This window comes from Pseudomonas parafulva (genome assembly GCF_002021815.1).
GTDB lineage: Bacteria > Pseudomonadota > Gammaproteobacteria > Pseudomonadales > Pseudomonadaceae > Aquipseudomonas > Aquipseudomonas parafulva_B.
Genome location: NZ_CP019952.1, coordinates 1540870 through 1561378 on the forward strand (window position 1 = coordinate 1540870; position 20509 = coordinate 1561378).

Consider the following 20509-nt stretch of genomic DNA (forward strand, 5'->3'; position numbering starts at 1 on the left):
CCCAAGCGGAGTACCACAGATGGCGTTCTTCACCGCGGCCAGCAAAGCCGACTTCCAGCATCAACTGCAAGCGGCCCTGGCGCAGCACATCAGCGAACAGTCCCTGCCACAAGTGGCGCTGTTCGCCGAGCAGTTCTTCGGCATCATCTCTCTGGACGAACTCACCCAGCGCAGGCTTTCCGACCTGGCGGGCTGCACCCTCTCGGCCTGGCGCATCGTCGAGCGTTTCGACCCCGAGCACCCGCAGGTGCGCGTGTACAACCCCGATTACGAGCGCAACGGCTGGCAGTCGACCCACACGGTCGTCGAGGTGCTGCACCATGACCTGCCGTTTCTGGTGGACTCGGTCCGCACCGAACTGAACCGACGCGGTTACAGCATTCATACCCTGCAGACCACGGTATTGAGCGTGCGCCGCAGCGCCAACGGCGAGTTGCTGGAACTGCTGCCCAAGGGCACCCACGGTGAAGGGGTGGGGCACGAGTCGCTGATGTACCTGGAAATCGACCGCTGCGCCAACGCTGCGGAGTTGAGCGTGCTGGCCCGGGAAATCGAGCAGGTGCTGGCCGAGGTCCGCGTGGCGGTCGATGATTTCGAACCGATGAAGGACAAGCTGCGGGAGGTCGTGGCGCTGGTCGAGCAGACCCCGTACGGGCCGGCTCAGCATGAAAAGGGCGAGGTCAAGGCATTCCTTGAGTGGTTGTTGGACAACCACTTCACCTTCCTGGGCTATGAAGAGTTCACCGTCCAGGCCGATCAGGCCGGCGGGCAGATGGTCTACGACGAGCAGTCGTTCCTTGGCCTGCCGCGTCGCCTGCGCGTTGGCTTGACCCCTGAAGAGCTGCGCATCGAAGATTACGCCGTGGCCTACCTGGCCGAGCCACTGCTGCTCTCCTTCGCCAAGGCTGCGCTGCCAAGCCGCGTACACCGCCCGGGCTACCCTGATTACGTGTCCATCCGCCAGCTCGATGCCTCGGGTAACGTGCTCAAGGAACACCGCTTCATGGGCCTGTACACCTCCACGGTGTACGGCGAAAGCGTTCATGCCATCCCTTACATCCGGGTCAAGGTCGCTGAAGTCGAGCGCCGTTCCGGCTTCGATACCAAGGCTCACCTGGGCAAGGAACTGGCGCAGGTGCTCGAAGTGCTGCCGCGCGACGACCTGTTCCAGACGCCGGTCGATGAGCTGTTCAGCACGGTCATGTCCATCGTGCAGATTCAGGAGCGCAACAAGATTCGCGTCTTCCTGCGCAAGGACCCGTACGGACGCTTCTGCTATTGCCTGGCCTATGTACCGCGTGAAATCTATTCCACCGAGGTTCGCCAGAAAATCCAGCAGGTGTTGATGGAGCGCCTGAAGGCCAGCGATTGCGAATTCTGGACCTTCTTCTCCGAGTCGGTACTGGCCCGTGTGCAGCTGATTCTGCGGGTGGACCCGAAGAACCGCATCGACATCGACCCACAGCAGCTCGAGCGTGAGGTCATCCAGGCCTGCCGCTCCTGGCAGGACGATTTCTCGGCGTTGGTCGTGGAGAACTTCGGCGAGGCCCAAGGCACCAACATCCTGGCCGATTTCCCCAAAGGCTTCCCAGCCGGCTACCGCGAGCGCTTCGCCGCCCATTCGGCCGTGGTGGACCTACAGCATGTGCTGGCCCTGTCGGAAAGCAAGCCACTGGCCATGAGTTTCTACCAGCCACTGACGCGGGTTGGCGAGCGCACCCTGCACTGCAAGCTGTACCACGCCGACACCCCCCTGGCGCTGTCGGACGTGCTGCCAATCCTCGAAAACCTCGGCCTGCGCGTGCTGGGCGAGTTCCCGTATCGCCTGCGCCACGCCAATGGCCGCGAATACTGGATTCACGACTTCGCCTTCACCTACAGCGAAGGCCTGAGCCTGAACATTCAAGAGCTCAATGACACCTTCCAGGATGCGTTCATCCACATCGTCGGTGGCGATGCCGAAAACGATGCCTTCAACCGCCTGGTGCTCACAGCGGGCCTGCCATGGCGTGACGTGGCGTTGCTGCGTGCCTATGCACGCTACCTGAAACAAATTCGCCTGGGCTTCGACCTGGGCTACATTGCCAGCACGCTGAACAACCATACCGACATCGCGCGCGAGCTGACCCGCCTGTTCAAGACGCGTTTCTACCTGGCCCGCAAGCTGACCCAGGATGACCTGGAGGACAAGCAGCAGCGGCTCGAGCAAGCGATCCTCAATGCGCTGGACGAGGTGCAGGTACTCAACGAAGACCGCATCCTGCGCCGCTACCTAGACCTGATCAAGGCCACCCTGCGCACCAACTTCTATCAGCTCGATGCCAACGGCCAGAACAAGTCGTATTTCAGCTTCAAGTTCAACCCCAAGCTTGTGCCCGAACTGCCCAAGCCGGTGCCCAAGTTCGAGATCTTCGTCTACTCACCCCGGGTCGAAGGGGTGCACCTGCGCTTCGGCAACGTTGCGCGCGGCGGGCTGCGCTGGTCGGACCGCGAGGAAGACTATCGCACCGAGGTGCTGGGCCTGGTCAAGGCGCAGCAGGTCAAGAACTCGGTAATCGTGCCGGTCGGCGCCAAGGGCGGTTTCCTGCCACGGCGCCTGCCACTGGGCGGCACGCGAGACGAGATCGCGGCAGAGGGCGTGGCGTGCTACCGCATCTTCATCTCGGGATTGCTCGACATTACCGACAACCTCAAGGACGGTGGCGTAGTACCGCCGGTTGGCGTGGTGCGTCACGACGATGACGACCCGTATCTGGTGGTGGCGGCCGACAAAGGCACGGCCACATTCTCGGACATCGCCAACGGCATCGCCATCGACTATGGTTTCTGGCTGGGTGATGCCTTCGCATCGGGTGGCTCGGCAGGCTACGACCACAAGAAAATGGGCATCACCGCACGTGGGGCCTGGGTTGGCGTCCAGCGTCACTTCCGTGAGCGCGGCATCAATGTGCAAGAAGACCCGATCACCGTGATTGGGGTGGGCGACATGGCAGGCGACGTCTTCGGTAACGGCCTGTTGATGTCCGACAAGCTGCAGCTGGTAGCGGCCTTCAACCACCTGCATATCTTCATCGACCCCAACCCGGAGCCGGCCTCCAGCTTTGCCGAGCGCAAGCGCCTGTTCGACTTGCCACGTTCGGCATGGACCGACTACGACACCAGCATCATGTCCGAAGGCGGCGGCATTTTCCCGCGTAGCGCCAAGAGCATCGCCATTACGGCGCAGATGAAGGAACGCTTTGCCATCGAGGCCGACCGCCTGACGCCCACCGAGCTGCTCAATGCCCTGCTCAAGGCGCCTGTGGACCTGCTCTGGAACGGTGGCATCGGCACCTACGTCAAGGCCAGTGGCGAAAGCCACGCCGATGTGGGCGACAAGGCCAACGACGCCTTGCGTGTCAACGGCAACGAGCTGCGCTGCAAGGTGGTAGGCGAGGGCGGCAACCTGGGCATGACCCAGCTTGGCCGGGTGGAATTCGGCCTGCACGGCGGCGCCACCAACACCGACTTCATCGACAACGCCGGCGGCGTGGACTGCTCCGACCACGAGGTCAACATCAAGATCCTGCTCAACGAGGTGGTGCAGGGTGGCGACATGACCGAGAAGCAGCGCAACCAGTTGCTCGGTAGCATGACCGAGGAAGTGTCTGGCCTGGTGCTGGGCAACAACTACAAGCAGACCCAGGCGCTGTCGCTGGCAGCGCGCCGCGTGCGCGAGCGCATTGCCGAGTACAAGCGCCTGATGGCCGACCTCGAGGCCCGCGGCAAGCTTGACCGGGCCATCGAGTTCCTGCCTTCAGAGGAACAGCTGGCCGAGCGCCTCGCCGCAGGCCAGGGCCTGACCCGTGCAGAGCTCTCGGTGCTGATCTCCTACAGCAAGATCGACTTGAAAGAGCAGCTGCTCAAGTCCCAGGTGCCGGACGACGACTACCTGACCCGCGACATGGAAACCGCGTTCCCGCCGTCGCTGGTCAGCAAGTTCGCCGACTCCATGCGCCGCCACCGCCTCAAGCGCGAGATCGTCAGCACCCAGATCGCCAACGACCTGGTCAACAACATGGGCATCACCTTCGTGCAGCGGTTGAAGGAATCGACCGGCATGAGCCCTGCCAACGTGGCCGGGGCCTACGTGATCGTGCGCGACATCTTCCACCTGCCGCACTGGTTCCGTCAGATCGAGGCGCTGGACTACCAGGTTCCTGCCGAGATCCAGCTGACCCTGATGGACGAACTGATGCGCCTGGGCCGCCGTGCCACGCGCTGGTTCCTGCGCAGCCGTCGCAATGAGCAGGACGCTGGCCGTGATTGCGCCCACTTCGGGCCGAAGATCGCCCAGCTTGGGCTCAAGCTCGACGAATTGCTCGAAGGCCCAACCCGCGAACGCTGGATGGTGCGTTACCAGAGCTTCGTCGAAGCGGGGGTGCCAGAGCTGTTGGCACGTATGGTGGCGGGCACCAGCCATCTGTACACCTTGCTGCCGATCATCGAGGCAGCTGATGTGACAGGTCACGAGCCAGCGCAGGTGGCCAAGGCGTTCTTCGCCGTGGGCAGCGCGCTTGACCTGACCTGGTACTTGCAGGAAATCAGCAATCTGCCGGTGGAGAACAACTGGCAGGCCTTGGCCCGGGAAGCCTTCCGCGACGACATCGACCTGCAACAACGCGCGATCACCATCTCGGTATTGCAGATGGCCGATGCTCCGCAGGACATGGATGCACGGGTCGCACTATGGGCCGAGCAGCATCGGGTGATGGTGGAACGCTGGCGCGCCATGCTCGATGACCTGCGCAGCGCTTCGGGCCATGACTACGCGATGTATGCAGTGGCCAACCGCGAACTGGTCGATCTGGCCATGAGCGGACAGGCGACTGTGATGCCGTGTTGAGTCAATGCTGAACTGAAAAAGCCCCGGCAGTGATGCCGGGGCTTTTTTATTGTTGGATGCTGTTCACGATGTTGAAGCTCAAACTCCACGACATCATCAGGCAAACCCCCACTACTGCGTCATTTGAAACGCCGCTCTACACCCTTCTCGACCAGAATCTTGGCCGAGATCTCTTCCACCGAAAAATGCGTGGAATTGATATTGGGAATGTTCTCACGGCGGAACAGGCTCTCGACTTCACGCACCTCGAATTCGCACTGGGCAAAGCTTGAATAACGGCTATTGGGCTTGCGCTCGTGGCGAATGGCGGTCAGCCGGTCGGGGTCGATGGTCAGGCCGAACAGCTTGCTGTGGTGCTTTTTCAATACCGCCGGCAGTTGCAGGCGCTCCATGTCGTCTTCGGTCAACGGATAATTGGCCGCGCGGATGCCGAACTGCATGGCCATGTACAGGCACGTCGGCGTCTTGCCGCAACGGGACACACCCACCAGGATCAGGTCAGCCTTGTCGTAGTAATGGGTGCGGGCGCCGTCATCGTTGTCCAGGGCGAAGTTCACCGCCTCGATGCGCTCCATGTAGTTGGAGTTGCCACCAATGGAGTGGGATTTGCCCACCGAATACGAGGAATGGGCGGTCAGCTCCTGCTCCAGCGGTGACAGGAACGAGGAGAAGATGTCGATCATGAACCCATTGGAGGTGGCCAGGATCTCGCGGATGTCCTGATTGACGATGGTGTCGAAGATGATCGGCCGCATGCCGTCGCGCTCGGCGGCCGCATTGATCTGCTGGACCATGTTGCGCGCTTTTTCAGGAGAGTCGATGTAGGGCCGGGTGAATTTGCTGAAAGGAATGCTCTCGAACTGCGCGAGCAGGCTCTGGCCCAGGGTCTCGGCAGTGATGCCGGTGCCGTCGGAGATGAAGAACGCGGTTCGTTTCATTTGCGATCGGGGCCTTAGTGATGATGACGTTTCTTGATTATGATAAGTTCGCTTTGCCGAATGCGGCTGTCGGCATTCTCACTTATTTTCCAGGTACAGGCCACATGCGTCCGGCCCAGTCAAGAAGACAGGCGGGCGCCGTTGAGCTTTTCCAATACAGCTAGTGGAGAGATCACCTTGGTAGAGTACGTAGTTTCCCTCGAAAAGCTCGGCGTCCATGATGTAGAGCATGTGGGGGGCAAGAACGCATCCCTGGGCGAGATGATCAGCAATCTTGCCGGTGCCGGCGTGTCCGTGCCGGGCGGCTTTGCCACTACGGCTCAGGCGTACCGTGATTTCCTCGAGCAAAGTGGGCTCAACGACCGCATCCATGAGGCGCTCGAAGCCCTGGACGTGGACGATGTCAACGCCCTTGCCAAGACCGGCGCGCAGATTCGCCAGTGGGTGATGGAAGCCGAGTTCCCGGCGCGTCTGGACGCCGAGATCCGCACCGCCTTCGCCGAAATGGCCAATGGCAACGACAACATGGCCGTGGCCGTGCGCTCTTCGGCCACCGCCGAAGACCTGCCGGACGCCTCGTTCGCCGGCCAGCAGGAAACCTTCCTCAACATCCGCGGCGTGGACAACGTGATCCGTGCGGCGAAGGAAGTGTTCGCCTCGCTGTTCAACGACCGTGCCATCTCCTACCGTGTGCACCAGGGCTTCGACCACAAGCTGGTCGCCCTGTCGGCCGGTGTGCAGCGCATGGTTCGCTCCGAAACTGGTACCGCCGGCGTCATGTTTACCCTCGACACCGAGTCGGGCTTCCGTGACGTCGTGTTCATCACCGGTGCCTACGGCCTGGGTGAAACCGTGGTCCAGGGTGCAGTCAACCCCGATGAATTCTACGTGCACAAGCACACCCTGCAAGCCGGCCGCCCCGCCATCCTGCGCCGTAACCTGGGCAGCAAGGCGATCAAGATGGTCTATGGCGAAGAAGCCAAGGCCGGTCGTTCGGTCAAGACGGTCGAAGTCGATCGCGCCGAGCGTGCCCGCTTCTGCTTGACCGACGAGGAGGTCGTTGAGCTGGCCAAGCAGGCGATGATCATTGAGCAGCATTACCAGCGCCCGATGGACATCGAGTGGGCCAAGGACGGTGGCGATGGCAGGCTGTACATCGTCCAGGCCCGCCCTGAAACGGTGAAGAGCCGCGCCAGCGCCAACGTCATGGAGCGTTACCTGCTCAAGGAAAAAGGCACGGTGCTGGTCGAGGGCCGCGCCATCGGCCAGCGCATTGGCGCCGGCAAGGTCCGCGTGATCAACGACGTGTCCGAGATGGACAAGGTGCAGCCAGGCGACGTGCTGGTCTCGGACATGACCGACCCGGACTGGGAGCCGGTCATGAAACGTGCCAGCGCCATCGTCACTAACCGTGGCGGGCGCACCTGCCATGCGGCCATCATCGCTCGTGAGCTGGGTATCCCGGCGGTTGTCGGTTGCGGCAACGCTACCCAGATTCTCAAGGATGGCCAGGGCGTGACCGTCTCCTGCGCCGAAGGCGATACAGGCTTCATCTTCGAGGGTGAACTGGGCTTCGACATCAAGCAGAACTCGGTGGACGCCATGCCCGAGCTGCCGTTCAAGATCATGATGAACGTCGGCAACCCGGACCGCGCCTTCGACTTCGCCCAGTTGCCCAACGCCGGTGTAGGCCTGGCGCGCCTGGAATTCATCATCAATCGCATGATTGGCGTGCACCCCAAGGCTTTGCTCAACTACGCCGGCCTGCCGGCCGACCTGAAGGACAGCGTCGACAAGCGCATCGCTGGCTACGACGACCCAGTCGGCTTCTACGTGGAGAAGCTGGTCGAAGGCATCAGCACCCTGGCAGCGGCGTTCTATCCCAAGAAAGTGATCGTGCGCCTGTCGGACTTCAAGTCCAATGAGTACGCCAACCTGATCGGCGGCAAGCTGTACGAGCCGGAAGAAGAAAACCCGATGCTGGGCTTCCGTGGGGCCTCGCGCTACATCAGCGAAGCGTTCCGCGATTGTTTCGAGCTCGAATGCCGCGCCCTCAAGCGCGTGCGTAATGAAATGGGCCTGACCAACGTCGAAATCATGGTGCCGTTCGTGCGTACCCTCGGTGAGGCCAGCCAAGTCGTCGACCTGCTGGCTGAAAACGGCCTGGCCCGTGGCGACAACGGTCTGCGCGTCATCATGATGTGCGAACTGCCGTCCAACGCCATCCTGGCCGACGAGTTCCTCGAATACTTCGACGGTTTCTCGATCGGGTCGAACGACCTGACTCAGCTGACGTTGGGTCTGGACCGTGATTCGGGCATCATTGCCCACCTGTTCGATGAGCGAAATCCTGCGGTCAAGAAGCTGCTGGCCAACGCCATCGCAGCGTGCAACAAGGCCGGCAAGTACATCGGCATTTGCGGTCAGGGCCCTTCGGACCATCCAGACCTGGCCAAATGGCTGATGGAGCAGGGCATCGACAGCGTGTCGCTGAACCCGGACTCGGTGCTTGAAACCTGGTTCTACCTGGCCGAAGGCCAAAGCGCGACCTGATACCGAAAGATGCGAGGGGCGTCTGGCGCTCCTCGCCTGGTTTTTCCAGGGCGAGTTCCAGCGATGGATTTCGCCCTTTTTTGTGCGACAAGCAACCGACCTATGCAAAGCAGCAGTACATTATTTCCCGTCGCCTTGCTCAGTGCCGAGCGCCGCGGCGACCTCAGTGAAGATGTCTATCGGATCAAGGCCGGCCTGGGGCCCGATCCCAGCGTGGAGCTGGCCGTGACTCGCCTGGGCCTGGCTGATCAGAGCAGCGCCCAGGGTATACCGGTCATCCTGCTGCATGGCAGCTTTTCCAATCGGCGTTTCTGGTATTCACCCAAGGGGGGTGGCCTCGGGGCTTACTTGGCCCGGGCCGGCTTCGATGTGTGGATTCCCGAAATGCGTGGGCACGGGCTGTCGCCGCGCAATCGGGATTGGGCACAGAACACGGTGGCTGCCTATGCGCGTGATGACGTGCCGGCCATCGGTGCCTTCGTGCATGAGAAAGCAGGCAGGGCGCCCCTGTGGATCGGGCATTCGTTGGGCGGCACCACGCTGGCGGTCGCCCTGGGTAGTGGCGCATTGGCTGCGCAGCATGTAGCGGGCGTGGCGCTGTTCGGTTCCCAGGTAAGCCGCAGTTACTGGCCGTTGAAAGTGCCTCCGGTGGTGTGGGGCCTGCGCTGGCTGCTTCGCCGCTGGGGGCACCTGCCTGGCGCGCGCTTTGGGCGCGGCCCAGAGGATGAACCCGTCGGCCTTGCCTTTGAACACATGCGCTGGCACGGCTTGTTTGGGCGTTTTGGCGACAAGCAGGGTGATTGGTGGGCAGGCCTTGCGCAAGTCGACGTGCCGACGCTTGCCGTGGCCGCCGCGGCCGACCCGCAGAGCCCACCGTGGGCCTGCCGCATGTTGTTCGAGCAATTCGGGGGTGCACGCAAGCAATTCCTCTGCCTTGGGCCTGCGGCGGGCTTCGATGCCTTTGGCCATGCGGACATGCTGGCCAGCCAGGCTGCTCACGTGCAGGTATGGCCGCTGGTAGAACGCTGGCTACGTGAGCCCGGGTTGCCGGTGCATGCCTCCATCGAGGCCTTGGCGCTTGTGCCAGCTGTATGAAAGGCGCTGACCGAGCGGTCTCGGGTGACTGCGGTGTGCTCCAAGGTGTAGCCTTGGCCCACAATCGCTTTCGTTGTGACTGACAGGAGCTTGCCATGCAGCATTACGTAACGCCCGACCTGTGTGACGCCTACCCGGACCTCGTGCAGGTGCTGGAGCCGATGTTCAGCAACTTTGGTGGCCGTGATTCGTTCGGCGGCCAGATCGTCACCATCAAGTGCTTCGAGGACAACTCGCTCGTGCGTGAGCAGGTCGAGCTCGATGGCCGGGGCAAGGTGCTGGTGGTCGACGGCGGCGGTTCGCTGCGTCGCGCCCTGTTGGGCGACATGCTCGCCGAGAAAGCGGCAAAAAACGGCTGGGAAGGCTTGGTGATCTACGGCTGCGTACGCGACGTCGATGCACTGATCCAGACCAACGTAGGTGTACAGGCGCTGGCCAGTCACCCGCTCAAGACCGACAAGCGTGGCATTGGCGACCTCAACGTCGTGGTGAATTTCGCGGGCGTTACCTTCAGGCCCGGTGAATACGTCTACGCCGACAACAACGGCGTGCTGGTCTCGCCAAGCCCGCTGCAGATGCCGGAGTGACGCGCCGCAGGCGCTGATGGAGCTTTGATGTTCGAGGAAGACAACGCGCAGTGGGGGCTGGTGCATGCCCTGGTGCTCGACGGCAAGGGCGGGGCACGCGCCATCGCCCGAACCCAGCTGGGCGACTTGCAACTGCAGCCAGAGCAAAGCCTCTGGTTGCACTGGGATCGCAGTCATCCCCAAACCCGGTCTTGGCTGCTTAGCGAAAGTGGTCTCAGTGAATTCGCCTGTGAGCTGTTGCTTGAAGAGAACACGCGGCCGCGCTTGCTGCCGATGGCCGACGAGCAATTGTTGCTCTTTTTGCGCGGGGTCAACCTCAACCCTGGCGCCGAGCCTGAAGACATGGTTTCGGTACGCATCTTCGCCCAGGCCCAGCGCGTGATTTCGCTGCGCTTGCGCCCGCTCAGGGCCAGCGACGAAATCCTGCTGCAGCTGGAGCAGGGCAGGGGGCCCAAGACCGCTTCCGAGCTGCTGTTGCTGATGGGCGAGCTACTGACCGAGAAAGTCCAGGGTTTGGTCAGCGACCTGTCCGAGCTGGTCGATGTCGAAGAAGAAAAGGTAGAGGCTGACGAGCGGCACCAGCCTGATCAGGGCAGCTTGCAACAGATCCGCCGCCGCGCGGCCGGGCTGCGACGCTTTTTGGCCCCGCAGCGCGACATTTATGCACATCTGTCACGCAACAAGTGGAGCTGGTTTGCCGAGAGCGATGCTGACTACTGGAACGAGCTGAACAACAGCCTGATCCGCTACCTCGAGGAGCTCGAACTCACCCGCGAACGTGCGGCACTGGTGCTCGAGAGCGAAGACCGCCGCCGCAGCGAACGCATGAACCGCACCATGTACCGGTTCGGCATCATCACCTGCATCTTTTTGCCAATGAGCTTCATCACCGGGTTGCTGGGCATCAACGTGGGTGGCATTCCTGGGGCGCAGAACCCTTATGGGTTTCTCCTGGCGTGCCTGGTGGTAATAGGGCTGGCAGCAGGGCAATGGTGGTTGTTCCGGCGCTTGCAGTGGGTGTAGCCACCGGCGCGCCGGCGGCCTGGTCGACGCAAGGTGTGACCCGTCGCCAAGCCGTCTCGTCTCTTGCTGATACTACGCGAGGTGCCCATGCACGATCCGTTTGAACAATCCCTGCGTGACCTGCTCAAGGCATCCCCGTCCGGCAATGACCGCCATGACCAGGATGATGCCGCCTGCCTGGGTCGCGTGCTCAAGACCGCCAACCGCCAGATTGGCGCCGGTGATCTGTTCAGCTTGCTTGGCCGTTGGAGCCAGGCGCTGATGATCGCCATCAACAATGGCTCGGCGCACGTCGCGCCGGTGCGTAGACATTCTTCCCGCAACGCTGCCGCTGGCAGCAAAGCTGATAAGGCCGACTGAATATGGAACTCGATCTCTGGACCCAGAGCCTGGTCACCGCCATGACCGCCCTATGGACCAAGGTGGCGAACTTCATCCCCAACCTGTTCGGCGCGTTAGTCGTGGTGCTGCTGGGCTTCGTGGTAGCCAAACTGCTCGATACCTTGCTCTCCAAACTGCTGGCCAAGCTTGGCCTCGATCGCCTGATGGCTGGTACGGGGCTGACCAAGATGCTGGGCCGCGTTGGCATTCAGGTACCGATTTCCACGCTGATCGGCAAGATCGTCTACTGGTTCGTGCTGCTGATCTTCCTGGTGTCGGCCGCCGAGTCGCTAGGCCTGGAGCGTGTCTCCGCTACGCTCGACATGCTGGCCTTGTACCTGCCCAAGGTATTCGGTGCCGCGTTGGTATTGCTCGCGGGCGTTCTTCTGGCGCAGGTGGCCAACGGCCTGGTGCGCGGCGCCGCCGAAGGCGTGGGGCTTGAGTACGCCGCAGGGCTTGGACGCATCGTTCAGGGCCTGGTGATCATCATCAGCATTTCGGTGGCAATCAGCCAACTGGAGGTCAAGACCGACCTGCTCAACCATGTGATCGTCATCGGCCTGATTACCGTTGGTCTGGCCGTTGCGCTGGCCATGGGCCTGGGTAGCCGCGAAATCGCGGGTCAAATCCTGGCCGGCATCTATGTCCGCGAGTTGTTCCAGGTGGGCCAGCAGGTGCGCATTGGCGAGGTCGAAGGGCATATCGAGGAGATTGGCACGGTCAAGACGGTGATTCTCACCGACGATGACGAGCTGGTTTCCCTGTCCAATCGGGAATTGCTCGAGCAGCGGGTCAATAGCCGCTGACCGAACAAAGCTGTTAATGTATGCCGCCGCAAAAAACGGCCCTCCGGGCACTTGCGGCGACATTGACCTGACTGTCGGCCAGATCCGTTTTGAATAAAGTTCCCACGCCGCCCATGCGCTACGACCCCCGCGAACTCACCGACGAAGAGTTGGTGGCGCGCTCGCATGAGGAGCTGTACCACGTCACTCGCGCGTATGAGGAGCTCATGCGTCGCTACCAGCGAACCCTGTTCAACGTGTGTGCACGTTATTTGGGGAACGACCGAGACGCGGACGATGTCTGTCAGGAAGTGATGTTGAAAGTGCTCTATGGCCTGAAGAATTTCGAGGGAAAATCCAAATTCAAGACCTGGCTTTACAGCATCACCTACAATGAATGCATCACCCAGTACCGCAAGGAGCGCCGCAAGCGCAGGTTGATGGATGCCCTGAGCCTGGACCCCGTCGAAGAGGCGTCCGAGGACAAGGCACCCAAGGCCGAAGAAAAGGGCGGGCTGGACAAGTGGCTGGTCCATGTGAACCCGATCGATCGGGAAATCCTGGTGCTGCGATTCGTCGCCGAACTGGAGTTTCAGGAGATCGCGGACATCATGCACATGGGGCTCAGCGCGACGAAAATGCGTTACAAGCGTGCGCTTGACAAGCTTCGGGAGAAATTTGCCGGTCTCGATGAAACTTAACGACCAGCAAATATCTCTAACGAACCGGCGAGTTCTGCTAGACTCGCCGACGAGTTGTCCCCCCGGTTTTGGTGGGACTGCTTAACTATCACCAGATGGGGATTTAACGGATGAAACTGAAAAACACCTTGGGCTTGGCCATTGGTTCGCTCGTAGCCGCCACCTCGATTGGCGCTATGGCACAAGGCCAAGGCGCCGTCGAAACTGAAATCTTCTACAAGAAAGAATTCTTCGACAGCCAGCGCGACTTCAAAAACGACGGTAACCTGTTCGGCGGCTCCATCGGTTACTTCCTGACCGACGACGTTGAACTGCGTCTGGGCTACGACGAAGTCCACAACGCTCGTGGCGACGACGGCAAGAACATCAAGGGCTCCAACACTGCCCTGGACGCCGTTTACCACTTCAACAACCCGTACGACGCCATCCGTCCGTACGTTTCCGCTGGTTTCTCGCACCAGTCGATCGGCCAGACCGGCCGCGGTGGTCGTAACCACTCCACCTTCGCCAACGTTGGCGCTGGCGCCAAGTGGTACATCACTGACATGTTCTACGCCCGTGCCGGCGTTGAAGCTCAGTACAACATCGACCAGGGCGACACCGAGTGGGCTCCAAGCGTTGGTGTTGGTCTGAACTTCGGCGGTAGCCCGAAGAACCAGGCTGCTCCTGCACCTGCTCCAGTTGCTGAAGTCTGCTCCGACTCCGACAACGACGGCGTTTGCGACAACGTCGACAAGTGCCCAGACACCCCGGCTAACGTCACTGTTGACGCCGACGGCTGCCCGGCTGTTGCCGAAGTCGTTCGCGTTGAGCTGGACGTCAAGTTCGACTTCGACAAGTCGGTCGTTAAGCCAAACAGCTACGGCGACATCAAGAACCTGGCTGACTTCATGAAGCAGTACCCACAGACCACCACCGTGGTTGAAGGTCACACTGACTCCGTAGGTCCAGACGCTTACAACCAGAAGCTGTCCGAGCGTCGTGCTAACGCTGTCAAGCAGGTTCTGACCCAGCAGTACGGCGTAGAATCCAGCCGTGTTGATTCGGTTGGCTACGGCGAAACCCGTCCGGTTGCTGACAACGCCACCGAAGAAGGCCGTGCTATCAACCGTCGCGTTGAAGCTCAGGTAGAAGCCCAGGCCAAGTAATTGGTTTGAAGCCTGATGAAAAACCCGGCCTCGGCCGGGTTTTTCTTTGCCTGCCTGACAGCACGTGATGTCTAGCAGGCAAGCACTGGTATGAGGCCCAACCAAGGCAGTGTTTGCCTGCTACACATTTGTCTATACGTTCACCTGCAGCAAACCTGCAGGCCAACATCGGGCTGTCCTGTCCCGTCAGCGATAGCTATAATCGCCCCCTCACTCACCCCGAGTCTTGTCTGCCCATGTATAACCTGGCCCGCCAGCTGCTGTTCAAACTGTCACCGGAAACTTCTCATGATCTGTCGTTGGACCTGATCGGTGCCGGCGGCCGACTTGGCGTGAACGGCAAGCTGTGCAAGCGCCCGGCCTCATTGCCGGTGAAGGTCATGGGCCTTGATTTTGCAAATCCGGTAGGTCTGGCGGCTGGCCTGGACAAGAACGGTACGGCTATTGACGGCTTCGCCCAGCTGGGTTTCGGGTTCGTCGAGATCGGCACCGTCACGCCTCGCCCGCAACCGGGCAACCCCAAACCGCGCCTGTTCCGCTTGCCAGAGGCAACTGCCATCATCAACCGCATGGGTTTCAATAACCTGGGTGTTGATCATCTGCTGGGCCGTGTTCGCGCTGCACGTTATACGGGTGTGCTGGGTATCAATATTGGCAAGAACTTCGACACCCCCGTCGAGCGTGCGGTGGACGACTACCTGATCTGCCTGGACAAGGTCTACAGCGCGGCCAGCTATGTCACGGTCAATGTCAGCTCTCCAAACACACCGGGGCTGCGCAGCCTGCAGTTCGGGGATTCGCTCAAGCAATTGCTCGATGCCTTGGCAGAGCGGCGGACGCAGCTGAGCGTGCGCCATGGCCGGCACGTTCCCTTGGCCATCAAGATTGCCCCTGACATGAGCGATGAAGAAACGGCACTGGTAGCCGCTGCGCTTGTGGAGTCAGGCATGGACGCGGTCATCGCGACCAATACCACGCTCGGGCGTGAGGGCGTGGAGGCGCTGCCCTATGGCGGCGAAGCGGGCGGACTCTCAGGTGCGCCAGTGCGCCAGAAAAGCACGCGTATCGTCCAGGTATTGGCCGGTGAAATGGGCGGCAAGCTGCCGATTATCGCAGCTGGGGGCATCACGGAAGGAAAGCATGCGGCAGAAAAAATCGCCGCAGGTGCGAGCCTAGTGCAGATTTACTCAGGCTTCATCTATAAAGGGCCGGCACTCATTCGTGAAGCCGTGGACGCCATCGCCGCCATGCCCAAGCGGTAAGCCCACCCATAAAAAAGGGCCCCTTGACGGGGCCCTTGGGCCTCAGCCCGCCGCCCTGGTGGGGCGTGCCTGGTAAATCGGGTGAATGTCCTCTATCAGCCTACGGCGTGATTTTCGTTGAGCCTGTGGATACCGGCGGTGCCAGTCATACCGTCCCAGTTGTCACCGCGGCCCTCCCGCCAGCCATTGATCCAGGCTTGACGAACAGATGGCAGGGTAAAGGGGCAAAGCTCCCGGGATTTGCCGGTGACTCCATATTGGTAGCCACGTGAAAATGCTCTTTCCAACGGATCACGCTTAAGTCTTCTCATAGGGTGTTGCCCTCACTTGTTGACTGTAATGTCCCGTCGGCCTCCTGGAGGCCGGGCAGAATCGTTCTGCCGGTGTGGGCTCGCTGCCGGCGTCGCGAGCCTGAAGTGCCGCTTCGTTGCGATGCGACCTGTGCTCAGTTCTAACCAATGCGGGTGACGGTGGGAATGATCGATTTGTCATAAGCACGTAACCTTTCCAAGGGTGAGGGGATAAGTAAATAAATGCGACTCATCTTTATTCCCGCTGTCAGCCCGCAGAATCAAGGGTTCGTCGAAGTTTGACGCCATTTTGCCATCACCCTTGCGAGGCGTTTGAAATAGCTCGAAATGCGACGAAGGGTCACATCGGCCCCGGCTTCGCAAGAATTTTATGTACTGCTCGATGATCTAAGCTGTCTGTGCCGTCAGGCAGAGATGGGTAAGTCGGGCGGCCCGGTCATTGCGCCTCCGCAAGGGGCAGATGGCCACTTGCACACCTGTTGGAAAGGCGTGCAGGTAAACAGGGCGTTGCGATGCGTCGCAGCGCCAGTCTAATAGCCCTAATGTGCTGGATAACTCATGTCGGACCGTTTCGAACTCTACCTCACTTGTCCCAAAGGCCTTGAAAGCCTGCTTGCAGAAGAGGCCCGCAGCCTGGGTCTGGACGAGGTCCGTGAACACACCTCGGCCATCCGCGGGGCTGCCGACATGGAGACCGCCTACCGCTTGTGCCTGTGGTCTCGGTTGGCAAACCGCGTATTGCTGGTACTCAAGCGTTTTTCCATGAAAAACGCCGACGACCTGTATCACGGTGTCAACGCCGTGGAGTGGGCTGATCACCTGGCCGCCGATGGTACCCTGGCAGTTGAGTTCAGCGGTCATGGGTCGGGAATCGACAATACCCATTTCGGCGCCCTCAAGGTCAAGGATGCCATTGTCGACAAACTGCGCAACCGTGACGGGCTACGCCCGTCGGTGGAGAAGATCGACCCGGATGTGCGCGTCCACCTGCGTCTTGACCGGGGCGAAGCGATCCTGTCGCTGGACCTTTCCGGCCATAGTCTGCATCAGCGGGGCTATCGCCTGCAGCAAGGTGCAGCACCGCTCAAGGAAAACCTCGCCGCCGCGGTGTTGATTCGCTCCGGCTGGCCACGCATCGCGGCCCAGGGCGGCGCACTGGCCGACCCCATGTGTGGTGTCGGCACCTTCCTGGTCGAGGCGGCCATGATCGCCGCGGACATCGCTCCCAACCTCAAGCGTGAGCGTTGGGGGTTCACGGCGTGGCTGGGCCATGTGCCCGCGCTCTGGCGCAAGGTGCATGAACAGGCGCAGGCGCGCGCCGAGGCTGGCCTGGCCAAACCTGCATTGTGGATCCGCGGCTATGAAGCCGATCCGCGCTTGATCCAGCCAGGGCGCAACAACGTCGAGCGTGCAGGCCTGAGCGATTGGGTGAAGATCTATCAAGGCGAAGTGAGCACATTCGAGCCGCGCCCGGACCAGAACCAGAAAGGCTTGGTCATCAGCAACCCACCCTACGGGGAGCGTCTGGGTGACGAAGCCAGCCTGCTTTACCTTTACCAGAACCTTGGCGAACGCCTGCGTCAGGCATGCATGGGTTGGGAAGCTGCCGTCTTTACCGGCGCTGCGCAGCTGGGCAAGCGCATGGGCCTGCGTAGCCACAAGCAGTACGCATTCTGGAACGGTGCACTGCCCTGCAAACTGCTGTTGTTCAAGGTCCAGCCGGACCAGTTCGTCACCGGCGAGCGCCGGACCGAACAGCCGCAAGCCCCGCAAGCACACGAGCCGGCGCCATTGGCCAGCGAGCCTGCACGCCTGTCCGAGGGTGCGCAGATGTTCGCTAACCGCCTGCAGAAAAACCTTCGGCAACTGGGCAAGTGGGCTCGCCGCGAACAGGTCAGCTGTTACCGTCTGTACGATGCGGATATGCCCGAATACGCCCTGGCTGTAGACGTGTATCAGGACTGGGTGCACGTGCAGGAATACGCGGCACCGCGTTCGATCGACCCCGACAAGGCACAGGGTCGTCTGCTCGACGCGCTGGCGGCCATCCCCCAGGCCCTTGGTATTTCGCCACAACGCGTAGTGCTCAAGCGCCGAGAGCGTCAAAGCGGAACCCGTCAGTACGAGCGCCAGGGCACGGAAGGTCGTTTTCAGGAAGTGTCGGAAGCTGGGGTCAAGCTGCTGGTCAATCTTACCGACTACCTCGATACCGGCCTGTTTCTGGACCATCGGCCGATGCGCGTACGCATTCAGCGTGAGGCGGCCGGCAAGCGTTTCCTGAACTTGTTCTGCTATACCGCGACGGCGACTGTACATGCCGCCAAAGGCGGGGCGCGCAGCACCACCAGTGTCGACCTGTCGAAAACCTATCTGGACTGGGCGCGGCGCAACTTGGCGCTCAACGGCTTTTCAGAGCGCAATCGTCTGGAGCAGGGCGATGTCATGGCGTGGTTGGAGGCCGAACGTGAAAGCTACGACCTGATCTTCATCGACCCGCCCACGTTCTCCAACTCCAAGCGCATGGAAGGTGTGTTCGACGTCCAGCGCGACCACGTTCAGTTGCTGGACTTGGCGATGGCGCGTCTGGCCCCAGGTGGCGTGCTGTATTTTTCCAACAACTTCCGCAAGTTCCAGCTCGACGAGCACCTGTCTGCTCGTTACGCCGTGGAAGAAATCACCGCCCAGACGCTTGACCCGGACTTCGCCCGCAACAACCGCATCCACCGTGCCTGGAAGCTGCAGTTGCGTTGATGCGCCGTTGCCTGTGCCCTTGCAGGGCACAGGCCGTGCAGGTCACTTGGCGGCTGTACTGGCGCCTGCGCTGGGCTGGCGGTAGAGGTCCAGCAGCACCTGGTCAAGCACTTGAGAGGCGCCCCACGGTTTGGGGTCGTTGAGGATAGCAGCGACTGCCCAGGTATGGCCGTTGCTGTCACGGCTGAAACCAGCGATTGCGCGTACGGTGTTGAGCGTACCGGTCTTGATGTGGCCCTCACCGGTCATGGCGGTACGCTTGAGCCGTTTGCGCATGGTGCCATCCATACCCACCAGCGGCAGCGAGCTCATGAACTCGGCAGCGTAAGGGCTTTTCCAGGCCGCTTGCAGCATGGCTGCCATCTCACGAGTGCTCACGCGCTCGGCCCGGGATAGGCCTGAGCCGTTTTCCATCACCAGATGCGGTGCAGTGATGCCTTTCTTGGCCAGCCACTGGCGCACGACACGCTGCGCGGCACGGGCGTCATCGCCATCGGCATCGGTCCGGAACTGGGCACCCAGGCTCAGGAACAGCTGCTGAGCCATGGTGTTGTTGCTGTACTTGTTGATGTCACGGATGATTTCGACCAAGTCCGGTGAGAATGCACGCGCAAGCAACCGGGCGCTTTTGGGCACGTTTTCGATGCGATCGGCACCTTGGATGGTACCCCCCAGCTCGCTCCAGATGGCACGTACCGCACCGGCGGCATAGGTCGGGTGATCGAGCAGCGAGAGGTAGGTCTGGGAGTTGCAGCCATCGCCCAGTTGACCACTGACCGTCACGGTGATGCCGTCCGGCTGTGGCACGGGGTTGTAGCGTACGTCGCCGGCGCAGTTCTTGCTGTTGATAGCCTTGACCTGATTGTCTATGCGAATGCTGGCAATCGGTGGCTCCACGGCAACGCTGACCCTGCCGCCATCGTTGCGCGCCACGAAGCGCAAGGCCTTGAGATTGACCAGCAATGCGTCAGGCTTCACCAGGAACGGCTTGTTCTGATCACCCCCGTCGTCATTGAATTGCGGAAGATTGGGCTGCACGAAATGGCTGCGGTCGAGCACCAGGTCACCTGTAATGGTGCGCACACCGTTGGCGCGCAGGTCACGCATCAGCAACCACAGCTTTTCCATGTTCAGCTTCGGATCGCCTCCACCTTTGAGATAGAGGTTGCCGTTGAGTACACCGTTGCTGAGCGTGCCGTCGGTGAAGAACTCGGTTTTCCACTGGTAGGTCGGCCCCAGCAGCTCCAGGGCAGCATAGGTGGTGACCAACTTCATGGTCGAGGCAGGGTTCACGGACACGTCGGCGTTGAACACCGTGGCTGTGCCGGGGCCATCCAAGGGCAGCATCACCAATGACAATGCCGTGTCTTGTAGCTTATTGGCCTTGAGTGCCTGCTGCACCTTGGGTGGAAGGCTTGTATTGACCGCAGCGGCCTGGCTGGTCAGGGCCAAAGGCAGCAACAGGCCGGCGAGTAGGATGGGGCGGAGCGTTTTGATCATGATCAACGGATACCCTGCAAAGAGGAGAAAGGGCATTGGGGCTGTAGAGGAATGATGGCCCCAGAACGAATGCACACGCATTATGCCCCAAGCCCCCCGGGGTTGCGCCAGTTCGATGCACATGGGTTTCACATCGGACCGCTACGGTGAGTTTGTTCTGCACTGCGGCTTGTGTGCAGATCCGAAAGTAAAAAGGCCACCCCTGGGGGTGGCCTTCTGCGAACGAACCCGACAGAGATTACTCTGCCTTGTTGATCGGCTTTTCCGGGTACCAGGCGTCGAGCAGTGGGCTGACTTCGACCTTGGTCAGTTCGCTGCGGCCTTTGAGCCAGCTTTCGACGGCAGCGCGCTGCTCTTCGGTGACCGAGCCACGCTTGACCGAGCACACCAAGCCGTAATCGTCACCGCCGACATAGTCGAGGCCGTTGGCATCCATGGCTTCGGCAAGGAACGCGTCGAGGAATGCATCGATTGCCTGGTCATCCAGATCCTCTTTGAATTCCAGGTTCAGCTCGAAGCCCAATTCCTGAAACTCGTCGACACACAGCTTCTTGCGCAGACGACGGGAGCGGTTTGTGGCCATGAAACA

At 61.1% G+C, this 20509-nt stretch carries 15 protein-coding genes; 11 read left to right on the forward strand and 4 right to left on the reverse strand.

Annotation, left to right across the window (positions count from 1 at the left end):
* The first annotated feature begins 19 nt into the window (after positions 1–19).
* A complete protein-coding gene (locus tag B2J77_RS06900; RefSeq protein WP_078478250.1) occupies positions 20–4885 on the forward strand; it encodes an NAD-glutamate dehydrogenase in 4866 nt (1621 codons plus the stop codon).
* A gap of 119 nt (positions 4886–5004) precedes the next feature.
* On the opposite strand, the gene B2J77_RS06905 is transcribed toward B2J77_RS06900, so the two are convergent.
* Positions 5005–5823, reverse strand: a complete 819-nt coding sequence (locus tag B2J77_RS06905) for a pyruvate, water dikinase regulatory protein (protein ID WP_027916539.1) — start codon at positions 5821–5823, stop codon at positions 5005–5007.
* 177 nt (positions 5824–6000) lie between these two features.
* On the opposite strand from B2J77_RS06905, the gene ppsA reads away from it, so the two are divergent.
* The 9 genes from ppsA (at position 6001) to B2J77_RS06955 (ending at position 15358) form a co-directional block, all read left to right on the forward strand.
* Positions 6001–8376 carry a phosphoenolpyruvate synthase gene (gene ppsA / locus B2J77_RS06915; protein WP_078478251.1) on the forward strand — a complete coding sequence of 792 codons (2376 nt, stop codon included), beginning with the start codon at positions 6001–6003 and terminating at the stop codon, positions 8374–8376.
* Between the two features lie 102 nt (positions 8377–8478).
* On the forward strand, positions 8479–9471 hold the full coding sequence (locus B2J77_RS06920; protein WP_228385167.1) for an alpha/beta fold hydrolase: 993 nt from the start codon (positions 8479–8481) through the stop codon (positions 9469–9471).
* Between the two features lie 95 nt (positions 9472–9566).
* Positions 9567–10058: a ribonuclease E activity regulator RraA gene (rraA, locus tag B2J77_RS06925; RefSeq protein ID WP_058604522.1), complete on the forward strand. Its 492-nt coding sequence runs from the start codon at positions 9567–9569 to the stop codon at positions 10056–10058.
* Between the two features lie 27 nt (positions 10059–10085).
* Positions 10086–11081: a zinc transporter ZntB gene (locus tag B2J77_RS06930; RefSeq protein WP_078478253.1), complete on the forward strand. Its 996-nt coding sequence runs from the start codon at positions 10086–10088 to the stop codon at positions 11079–11081.
* 87 nt (positions 11082–11168) lie between these two features.
* Positions 11169–11441 carry a CrfX protein gene (locus tag B2J77_RS06935; protein WP_078479400.1) on the forward strand — a complete coding sequence of 91 codons (273 nt, stop codon included), beginning with the start codon at positions 11169–11171 and terminating at the stop codon, positions 11439–11441.
* Between the two features lie 2 nt (positions 11442–11443).
* Positions 11444–12268 carry a mechanosensitive ion channel family protein gene (locus B2J77_RS06940; RefSeq protein WP_058637638.1) on the forward strand — a complete coding sequence of 275 codons (825 nt, stop codon included), beginning with the start codon at positions 11444–11446 and terminating at the stop codon, positions 12266–12268.
* 113 nt (positions 12269–12381) lie between these two features.
* Positions 12382–12948 (forward strand): RNA polymerase sigma factor SigX, encoded by a 567-nt coding sequence (gene sigX, locus B2J77_RS06945; protein WP_023533721.1) that lies wholly within the window; start codon positions 12382–12384, stop codon positions 12946–12948.
* Positions 12949–13058: 110 nt separating this feature from the next.
* Positions 13059–14096: an OmpA family protein gene (locus B2J77_RS06950; RefSeq protein WP_023533705.1), complete on the forward strand. Its 1038-nt coding sequence runs from the start codon at positions 13059–13061 to the stop codon at positions 14094–14096.
* Positions 14097–14332: 236 nt separating this feature from the next.
* A complete protein-coding gene (locus B2J77_RS06955) occupies positions 14333–15358 on the forward strand; it encodes a quinone-dependent dihydroorotate dehydrogenase (protein WP_058637637.1) in 1026 nt (341 codons plus the stop codon).
* Positions 15359–15453: 95 nt separating this feature from the next.
* On the opposite strand, the gene rmf is transcribed toward B2J77_RS06955, so the two are convergent.
* Positions 15454–15669, reverse strand: coding sequence for a ribosome modulation factor (rmf, locus tag B2J77_RS06960; RefSeq protein WP_023533691.1), 216 nt, complete (start codon positions 15667–15669; stop codon positions 15454–15456).
* A 558-nt stretch (positions 15670–16227) separates the two neighbouring features.
* Here rmf and rlmKL point away from each other — a divergent pair.
* Positions 16228–18420 carry a bifunctional 23S rRNA (guanine(2069)-N(7))-methyltransferase RlmK/23S rRNA (guanine(2445)-N(2))-methyltransferase RlmL gene (gene rlmKL / locus B2J77_RS06965; protein ID WP_058637636.1) on the forward strand — a complete coding sequence of 731 codons (2193 nt, stop codon included), beginning with the start codon at positions 16228–16230 and terminating at the stop codon, positions 18418–18420.
* A gap of 42 nt (positions 18421–18462) precedes the next feature.
* Here rlmKL and dacB read toward each other — a convergent pair whose 3' ends face one another.
* Both dacB and B2J77_RS06975 read right to left on the reverse strand, forming a co-directional pair.
* Positions 18463–19920, reverse strand: coding sequence for a D-alanyl-D-alanine carboxypeptidase/D-alanyl-D-alanine-endopeptidase (gene dacB, locus B2J77_RS06970; RefSeq protein WP_058637687.1), 1458 nt, complete (start codon positions 19918–19920; stop codon positions 18463–18465).
* 238 nt (positions 19921–20158) lie between these two features.
* On the reverse strand, positions 20159–20503 hold the full coding sequence (locus B2J77_RS06975; RefSeq protein WP_023533709.1) for a YggL family protein: 345 nt from the start codon (positions 20501–20503) through the stop codon (positions 20159–20161).
* Positions 20504–20509: the final 6 nt, after the last annotated feature.

Bases quoted from the DNA above. Each gene is read 5' to 3' on its own strand.
- sigX (WP_023533721.1), top strand. From the start codon at position 12,382: ATGCGCTACGACCCCCGCGAACTCACCGACGAAGAGTTGGTGGCGCGC.
- B2J77_RS06975 (WP_023533709.1), bottom strand. From the start codon at position 20,503: ATGGCCACAAACCGCTCCCGTCGTCTGCGCAAGAAGCTGTGTGTCGAC.
- B2J77_RS06920 (WP_228385167.1), top strand. From the start codon at position 8,479: ATGCAAAGCAGCAGTACATTATTTCCCGTCGCCTTGCTCAGTGCCGAG.
- B2J77_RS06935 (WP_078479400.1), top strand. From the start codon at position 11,169: ATGCACGATCCGTTTGAACAATCCCTGCGTGACCTGCTCAAGGCATCC.
- rmf (WP_023533691.1), bottom strand. From the start codon at position 15,669: ATGAGAAGACTTAAGCGTGATCCGTTGGAAAGAGCATTTTCACGTGGC.
- B2J77_RS06955 (WP_058637637.1), top strand. From the start codon at position 14,333: ATGTATAACCTGGCCCGCCAGCTGCTGTTCAAACTGTCACCGGAAACT.
- dacB (WP_058637687.1), bottom strand. From the start codon at position 19,920: ATGATCAAAACGCTCCGCCCCATCCTACTCGCCGGCCTGTTGCTGCCT.
- B2J77_RS06940 (WP_058637638.1), top strand. From the start codon at position 11,444: ATGGAACTCGATCTCTGGACCCAGAGCCTGGTCACCGCCATGACCGCC.
- B2J77_RS06930 (WP_078478253.1), top strand. From the start codon at position 10,086: ATGTTCGAGGAAGACAACGCGCAGTGGGGGCTGGTGCATGCCCTGGTG.
- rlmKL (WP_058637636.1), top strand. From the start codon at position 16,228: ATGTCGGACCGTTTCGAACTCTACCTCACTTGTCCCAAAGGCCTTGAA.
- B2J77_RS06950 (WP_023533705.1), top strand. From the start codon at position 13,059: ATGAAACTGAAAAACACCTTGGGCTTGGCCATTGGTTCGCTCGTAGCC.
- rraA (WP_058604522.1), top strand. From the start codon at position 9,567: ATGCAGCATTACGTAACGCCCGACCTGTGTGACGCCTACCCGGACCTC.
- B2J77_RS06905 (WP_027916539.1), bottom strand. From the start codon at position 5,823: ATGAAACGAACCGCGTTCTTCATCTCCGACGGCACCGGCATCACTGCC.
- B2J77_RS06900 (WP_078478250.1), top strand. From the start codon at position 20: ATGGCGTTCTTCACCGCGGCCAGCAAAGCCGACTTCCAGCATCAACTG.